The organism is Actinomadura sp. 21ATH, assembly GCF_041951345.1.
Classification (GTDB): domain Bacteria; phylum Actinomycetota; class Actinomycetes; order Streptosporangiales; family Streptosporangiaceae; genus Spirillospora.
Map to the genome: position 1 here is coordinate 39,509 of NZ_JBGNUR010000031.1, position 7,072 is coordinate 46,580.

General features: G+C 76.9%; 8 protein-coding genes and 1 pseudogene. 4 read left to right on the top strand and 5 right to left on the bottom strand.

The window, feature by feature from the left end:
- The first annotated feature begins 26 nt into the window (after positions 1-26).
- The 3 genes from cydD (at position 27) to ACA361_RS41355 (ending at position 4,532) form a co-directional block, all read left to right on the top strand.
- On the top strand, positions 27-1,829 hold the full coding sequence (gene cydD / locus ACA361_RS41345) for a thiol reductant ABC exporter subunit CydD (RefSeq protein ID WP_375020624.1): 1,803 nt from the start codon (positions 27-29) through the stop codon (positions 1,827-1,829).
- Positions 1,826-3,712, top strand: a complete 1,887-nt coding sequence (gene cydC / locus ACA361_RS41350) for a thiol reductant ABC exporter subunit CydC (RefSeq protein WP_375020625.1) — start codon at positions 1,826-1,828, stop codon at positions 3,710-3,712. The genes cydD and cydC overlap by 4 nt, the downstream gene beginning before the upstream one ends.
- A 199-nt stretch (positions 3,713-3,911) precedes the next feature.
- Entirely contained in the window at positions 3,912-4,532 is a 621-nt protein-coding gene (locus tag ACA361_RS41355; protein WP_375020626.1) for a Rho termination factor N-terminal domain-containing protein, read from the top strand.
- A gap of 104 nt (positions 4,533-4,636) precedes the next feature.
- Here ACA361_RS41355 and ACA361_RS41360 read toward each other — a convergent pair whose 3' ends face one another.
- The 5 genes from ACA361_RS41360 to gvpJ are packed head-to-tail and all read right to left on the bottom strand — an operon-like array spanning position 4,637 to position 6,779.
- Positions 4,637-4,993: a gas vesicle protein gene (locus ACA361_RS41360; protein ID WP_375020627.1), complete on the bottom strand. Its 357-nt coding sequence runs from the start codon at positions 4,991-4,993 to the stop codon at positions 4,637-4,639.
- A gap of 7 nt (positions 4,994-5,000) precedes the next feature.
- Positions 5,001-5,279 (bottom strand): gas vesicle protein GvpO, encoded by a 279-nt coding sequence (gene gvpO / locus ACA361_RS41365; RefSeq protein ID WP_375020628.1) that lies wholly within the window; start codon positions 5,277-5,279, stop codon positions 5,001-5,003.
- 6 nt (positions 5,280-5,285) lie between these two features.
- Positions 5,286-5,534, bottom strand: a complete 249-nt coding sequence (locus tag ACA361_RS41370; RefSeq protein ID WP_375020629.1) for a gas vesicle protein GvpG — start codon at positions 5,532-5,534, stop codon at positions 5,286-5,288.
- 1 nt (position 5,535) lies between these two features.
- Positions 5,536-6,342: a GvpL/GvpF family gas vesicle protein gene (locus tag ACA361_RS41375; RefSeq protein ID WP_375020630.1), complete on the bottom strand. Its 807-nt coding sequence runs from the start codon at positions 6,340-6,342 to the stop codon at positions 5,536-5,538.
- Positions 6,339-6,779, bottom strand: coding sequence for a gas vesicle protein GvpJ (gvpJ, locus tag ACA361_RS41380; RefSeq protein ID WP_375020631.1), 441 nt, complete (start codon positions 6,777-6,779; stop codon positions 6,339-6,341). The genes ACA361_RS41375 and gvpJ overlap by 4 nt, the downstream gene beginning before the upstream one ends.
- Positions 6,780-6,904: 125 nt before the next feature.
- Between gvpJ and ACA361_RS41385 the strand changes: the two are divergent.
- Positions 6,905-7,072 (top strand): annotated as a pseudogene (locus ACA361_RS41385) (ABC transporter permease); the annotation flags it as partial.

Below are 7,072 nucleotides of genomic sequence, written 5' to 3' on the forward strand. Positions count from 1 at the left end.
GGGCCTGTGAGGATGGAGGGGCGGGTGTGAAGGCCGTCGAGCGGCGCCTTCTGGCGCTGGTGCCGCGCCGTACGCTGGCCGCGCTGGCCGCGGCGGCGGTGGCGCAGGGCGTGCTGCTGGTGGCGGCCGCCGAGCTGCTGGCCCGGTCGGTCGCGGGGCTGGACGCGGGGCCGCTGCCGTACCTGGCGGGCGTGGTCGCGGCCCGCGCGGTGCTGGCGTGGCTGGTGGAGCGTACCGCGGGCCGTACCGCCGCGCGCGCCGCGCACGAGCTCCGCACCCGGCTCCTGACCGCCCCCGCCGGCGCAGGCGCAGGCTCAGGTGATGGCGGGGAGGACGCGGCGGCGGGGCGGGTGACGCTGCTGACGCGGGGCCTGGAGGCGATCGGCCCGTTCTACACCGGGTACGTGCCGCAGCTGCTGGCGGCGTGCGTGGTACCGGTGCTGGTGCTGGCGCGGCTGGCGGCCGCGGACTGGGCGTCGGCGCTGGTGGTGGCGGTGACCGTTCCGCTGGTGCCGGTGTTCGGGGCCCTGGTGGGGTTGCGGACGGCGGAGCTGACGGGCCGGCAGTGGGGGCTGCTGCACCGGCTCGGCGGGCATTTCGGGGACGTGCTGGCGGGGCTGGGGACGCTGCGGGCGTTCGGCCGTACCGGGCACCAGTCGCGGGTGGTGCGGGAGCTGGCGGGCGGGCACCGGCGCGCGACGGTGGCGGCGCTGCGGGTGGCGTTCCTGTCGGCGCTGGTGCTGGAGCTGGTGTGCGCGCTGTCGGTGGCGCTGGTGGCGGTGCCGGTGGGGTTGCGGCTGCTGGGCGGGGAGCTGGCCCTGGCGACCGGGCTGCTGGTGCTGGTGCTGACACCGGAGGTGTACCTGCCGCTGCGGGCGCTGGGGTCGCGGTTCCATGCAAGCGCCGAGGGGGTGGCGGCGGCGGAGCGGGCGTTCGCGGTGATCGACGCCGCCCCCTCCCCCTCGCCCTCCCCGGCCGGTGCCGCGGCCGGGGCAGCGGCGGGCGGCGGGCCGCCGGAGATCGTGCTGGAGGACGTCACCGTGCGGTACCCGGGCGCGCGGCGGCCCGCGCTGGAGGGGGTGTCGCTGCGGGTGGCGCCCGGTGAGCGGGTGGCGGTGACGGGACGGTCGGGGGCGGGCAAGTCGACGCTGCTGCTGGTGCTGGCGGGTTTGTGCCCGGTGGAGTCGGGACGCGTGCTGGTGGACGGCGTGGACCTGGCCGGGCTGGACCCGGCGGCGTGGCGGGCGAGGCTGGGCTGGGTGCCGCAGCGGCCGCACCTGTTCGCGGCGTCCGTCGCCGGCAACATCCGCCTGGGCGACCCCGGGGCCGGTATGGAACGGGTGCGGGAGGCGGCGCGGGCGGCGCAGGCCGAGGAGTTCGTGACCGCGCTGCCCGGCGGGTACGGCACGGTGCTGGGCGAGCGCGGCGCGGGCCTGTCGGCGGGGCAGCGGCAGCGCCTGGCGATCGCCCGCGCGTACCTGACGGGGGCGCCGGTGATGCTGCTGGACGAGCCGACCGCGCGGCTGGACCTGCGCAGCGAGCGGCTGCTGGTGGAGGCGGCGGCGCGGCTGCTGGAGGGCCGGACGGCGCTGGTGGTGGCGCACCGCCCGGCGCTGCTGCGCCTCGCCGACCGGGTGGTGCACCTGGAGGACGGCCGCGTCACCGCCGACACCCCCAGGGCTGCGGCACGAGCGGACACGACCCCGCACACCCCGTACACGCCGGGGCCGGACATGCCGCCCGCGCACTCCTGTGAGGCCGCCGGGCCGCGGAGACCGGCCGCAACAGGACCGGGAACACCGGAAACACCAACGGGGACGGCGGCGTGAACGGGACACGAGACGAGCAGGCCGTGCAGACGACGCAAAAGACGCAGACGACGCGCGCGACACAGGCGGAGCACGGTCCGGGCGCACCGGAGGGCCCGGACACTCCGGTCACCCCGGACGGGTCGGGCGCTCTGAGTGGCGTGCGCGGGCTGGGCGGCATGTGGGGCGCGGTGCGCCCGTACTGGGTGCGGCTGGCGGCGGCGGGCCTGGCGGGGGTCGCGGCGGAGCTGTGCGGGCTGGGGCTGATCGCGGCGGCGGCGTGGCTGATCGCGCGGGCGGCGCAGCAGCCGCCGGTGGCGGCGCTGGGGCTGGCGATCGTGGCGGTGCGGGCGTGCGCGGTCGGCAAGGGCGGGCTGCGCTATGTGGAGCGGCTGGCCGGGCACGATGTGGCACTGCGGGCGCTGGCGGAGCTGCGCGGCCGGGTGTTCGACGCGCTGGCCCGTACGCCTGCCTCCAGGCGCGCGACGGCGGCGGGGCCGGGGGCGCTGCGGGACGGGGACGCGCTGACGCGGCTGGTCGCCGACGTCGACGCCGTCCAGGACCTGCTGCTGCGGTGCCTGCTGCCGGCGGTGGCGGCCGCGGTGTGCGGCGCGGCGGGGCTGGCGGTGTGCGCGGCCGCTGTCCCGGCCGCGGCGCCGGTGCTGGCGGCCGCGCTCGCGGTGGTGGTCCTGGTGCTCGCGCCGGCCGCTGCGGTGGCGGGCGGCCGGGCCGCGGCGCGTGCCGCCGAACGCAGGCGGGACCTGGCGGTGGCGGCGCTGGACGTGCTGGAGGGCGCGGACGACCTGGCGGTGTTCGGCGCGGCCGGCCGGTTCGCCGGGGCCGCGCGGGAGCGGTCGCGGCTGCTGGCGCGGGCCGAGCGGGCCGCGGCGCGCGTCACCGCGCTGTCGGCGGGCGCCGGGTACGCGGTGCAGGGTGCGGCGGCGGCCGCGGTGGCGTGGACGGCGATCGCAGCGGGCGCGGGCGGTGTCGCGGTCGCGGTGGCCGCGCTGACCGCGCTGGTGACGGTGGAGGCGGCGCTGCCGCTGGTGGCCGCGGCGCAGCGTCTCCGCGAGGCGCTTCCGGCGGCGCGGCGCGTCACGGCGGTGCTGGACTCCCCCGGGCCGCGCCGCCCGCGCGTCCCGGCACGGCTGCCGGCGGGCCCGCTGGCGGTGCAGCTGCTGGGCGTCACCGTCGCCTACCCCGCTCCCGGCGGCGGCGAGGTGCGCGCGCTGGACGGCCTGGATCTGCTGGTGGAACGCGGCCGCCGGGTGGCGATCGTCGGCGCCAGCGGCGCGGGCAAGAGCACGGTGCTGGCCGCGGCGTGCGGCGAGGCCGAGCCCGCGTCCGGGACGGTGCTGCTGGGCGGGCACGACACGCGGGCGTGCGACCCCGACGCCGTGCGGGCCGCGGTGCGCGGGCTGGCGCAGGACGCGCACGTGTTCGCCGGCACGGTCCGCGCGAACCTGCTCCTGGCCCGCCCCGGCGCCACCGACGCGCAGCTGGAGGCCGCCGCGCGCCGCGCCCGCCTGCTGGAGGTCGTCGCCGGGCTGCCGCAGGGCTGGGACACGCCGGTCGGCGCGGGCGGCCACGGCCTGTCGGGCGGGCAGCGGCAACGCCTGCTGCTGGCGCGGGCGCTGCTGGCCGACCCGCCGGTGCTGGTGCTGGACGAGCCCGCCGAGGCCCTGGACACCCGTACCGCCGACGACCTCACCCGGGAGCTGCTGACGGCGCCGGGCGGCGGGACGCTGCTGCTGGTCACCCACCGGCTCGCGGCCCTGGACGCCGCCGACGAGGTGGTGGTGCTGGACCGCGGCCGCCTGGCCCAGCGCGGTACCCACGCCGAGCTGCTGGCCCGGCCCGGGCCGTACCGGGACCTGTGGGACGCCGAACTCCTGGCCGCCTGAGCCGCCCCACGCGGACCAGAATGACCAAGAACGAGCCGGAGCGCCCCGCGTCGGCTAGAGTCGCCCCCGCCGCGAAATGCTCCCGCGGCGGGCCCGCGACGCCGGACCGGGCGTGATCGGCGCGGCGCGCATGGGAAGCGGCACGCGGGGTAAAGGCGGCAGCAAGATTCCCTAACCCCCAGGAAAGGGGCGAGTATCGATGGCGGCTCTGCGCAAGGTGCCGTCGGCGCTGGCACGGCCGGGCCGTGCCGCGCGTGACGCGTGGACGCGGGCGGCGGGCGTGGCGGCCCGCCGGCACGGGTCCCGCCCCCGCGCGTTCCAGGTGGCGTTCACGCTGGTACGCGACCGCAGCGCGCTGCGCGGCATGAAGAAGGACTCCGTGAACGGCACGCGTGACGTGCCCGCCGACGTGCCCGCCGACGTGCCCGCCGACGTGCCCGCCGACGTGCCCGCGGCCGACAGCCCGGCCCGTGATCTCCCGCAACCGGGCGGAGCCGCGGCGAACGGGGCCGTACCGGAAAGCGGCACCGCGCGAGAAGAGGCCGTTGCGGAGAACGCGAAGCCCGCGGCCGTGCCCGACCCGGCCGCGCCCGACGCGCCCGCCGAGCCCGCAAGCCGCGAGGCGGCAAAGAAGGCGGAGAAGGCGGAGAAGGCGGAGAAGGCCGGCGAGACCGGTGCGGTGACGGAGGCGTCGATGAGCCGTCAGGAGCTGTACCGGAAGGCGCAGGAGCTGGACATCCCGGGCCGGTCGCGGATGACCAAGGCGGAGCTCGCCGAGGCGATCCAGCAGACCTCACGCTCGACCCCGCCCGCCAAGTAGCGCCCTTCGGCCCGTTCGGCCCAGACCCCGCGCCCGCTCTCTTGGGGCGCGGGGTCGGTCTTCAGAGCCGAAGGGCGGCGCGGCCGCCGCCCCCGTTGTCGCCGTCAGTGCCGGTTTCCGAGGGCGTTGACGCGGTCGCGTAGTCGCCGGTTCTCTTCCAGGAGCGCCTGCTCGGGGAACGGGGACGCCGAGACGGCCTCGCTCTGGCGGGCCCGCGAGGACAGTGCCGGGTCGTGCTCCCACCAGCCGTTCAGCTTCCCGGGGCGGCCGCCCGGGGACGACAGCAGCCGCAGCCTGATGGCCAGCAGTTCGATGTCCAGCGGGCTGATCCTGATGTCGCCGGCGATGACGATGCCCTTGCCGGGTGCGGGCTCCGGCGGGCCGGCCGGGGCGGCGGCGGGAGGCCCGCCCGCCGCCGCGCGGGCCGGGCTCCCGTCCCCCGTCCGGGAGGTCTCGCTCACGCCGCTCTCAGTCCTTTCCCGTGCGGCCGCGCGGGTAGCGGCGGACGCGGCGGTAGGACATCAGCTCGCCGTCGCCGTCGACCTCGGCCTCGTACACGGCGAGGATGTCGGCGGAGTCGGGAATGCGGTGGGTCTCGACGACCTCGACGGTCACGCACCATCCGTCTCCGCCCTCCCCGTCACCGCCGTCGGTGCGGTGGACGCCGACGACGCTCTCGGCGGTGCGGCCGGTCATCTCGGTGACGTGGTGGACGGCGCGCTTGGCGGCCTCGGCTGCCGACAGCATGGGTCCTCAGCCTCCTCCCCCGGCCTGGCGGCGGTGGGCGGTGAGGCGCTCGACGAGTTCCTCCTCGCGTTCGGCGGCCTCCTCCTCGCTCATCTCCCCGGAGGCGACCGCGTCGGCGATGTCCTGCATCTCGGCGGCGATGCGCCCCGGGTCGTACAGCCGCGCCTCGGCCTGTTCCTGCAGCACCTCGGCGAGCCACACCACGCCGCGCACCGGCGCCAGCGGCAGGGTCACCAGTCCGGTGAACAGGCCCACCTCAGGCCTCCGGGACGAAGTCGTAGGGCGGCAGCGGCCCGATGAGGCGGACGGTGATGCGGTCGGCGTGGGTGTCGGCGAGTTCCTGGACGGCGCGCTCGAAGTCGCTGCGGCGGTCGTTCTCGACCAGGAACGCCGCGTCCACGACGTCCTCCTCGCGGGCGGGCGGCTTGCGGACCAGGGCCTCGGCGGCCGGTGCCAGGGCCTCCAGGAGGGCCTGCCCGTCGTGCTCGCGGCGCCGTTCCAGCGACTGGGCGATCATCTCGCCGAGGCGGACGCGCTCGTAGTAGGCGGCGTCGGCGGCGTCCTCGGGGACCTCGCGCAGCCGCTGGTTGAGCTCGGCGATCTCGGGGTCGTCGGACACGACCTCGCGCAGCACGGCGTCCTGGACGTAGGTGCCCTTGACGCGCAGCTCGACGCGGCCGTCCAGGCCGTCCAGGACCTGGGTGAGGCGGTCGGCGTTGGCGGCCAGCAGTTCCTTCTCCACGGCCTCGGGCGCGGCGAGCGCGGCACCGAACCGGAACGGCAGGATGACGGTGCCGGTCTCCAGCAGCGCCTCCAGGACCTTCTGGTGGGCCAGCAGGTCGGCGCGGGCGCCCAGGGGGCGGTCGGCGGGCAGGTCGCTGGTGACGGCGGCGCAGCGTTCGTGGGCGACCAGGGTGACGGGGCGGTCGTCCAGGCCGGTGAGCCCGGCGGGCAGCTGCGCGCCGGCGCGGGTGACGCCGTAGACGTACTGCGCGGCGGTCGCGGCGCCCCCCGCTCCGCGGGTGTCCTGCGCGGCGCCTTCGGGGGTCTGGGGGGTGGTCATTCGTCGTCCTCCTTGCGGGCGGAGCGGCGCCGCGAGGGCTGCTTGTCCTTCTCTTCCTTCTCGTCGTCGCCGGAGCCGAAGGTCTCCTTGAACTTCTCCTGCGCGCCCGACAGGGCGCCCTTGGTCTTCTTGTTGGCGCCGGACTCGGTGATGCCGCCGACCATCTCCGGCAGGCCCTTGGCGGTGCCGGTGTTGGACAGGTCGAGGCGGTTGCACGCCTCGGCGAAGCGCAGGTAGGTGTCGACGGAGGCGACCACGATCCGCACGTCCACGGTGAGGATCTCGATGCCGACCAGCGCGACCCGCGCGTACAGGTCGATGACCAGTCCCTTCTCCAGGATCAGGTCGACGACGTCGGCGAGTCCCCCGCCGCGGTTGCCGCCGCCGCTGGGGCCGCCGGACTGGTAGGCGGTGGTGCCGGATGTCTGCTGGGCGATCGGCCCGCTCATGTCATCCCACTCCTTGTTATCGGTGTTATCGGTTATCGCGTTTCTGCCTTTTGAGGGACAGGCCGATCTCGTACCCGCGCGCACCGCGATAAACAAATCCCCAAGAAACGGTCATGGCCGGGGGGGGGCGCCCCCCCGCCCCCCGGGGGGCCCCCCCACCGCCGCTGACCGTGATCGCATTTATCGTTCGCCGGCTCGTGGGCGCGATCGCGCTGTTGCTGGTCATCAGCGCGGTGACCTTCGCGATCTTCTTCTTGCTGCCCCGGCTCGCCGGCACCACC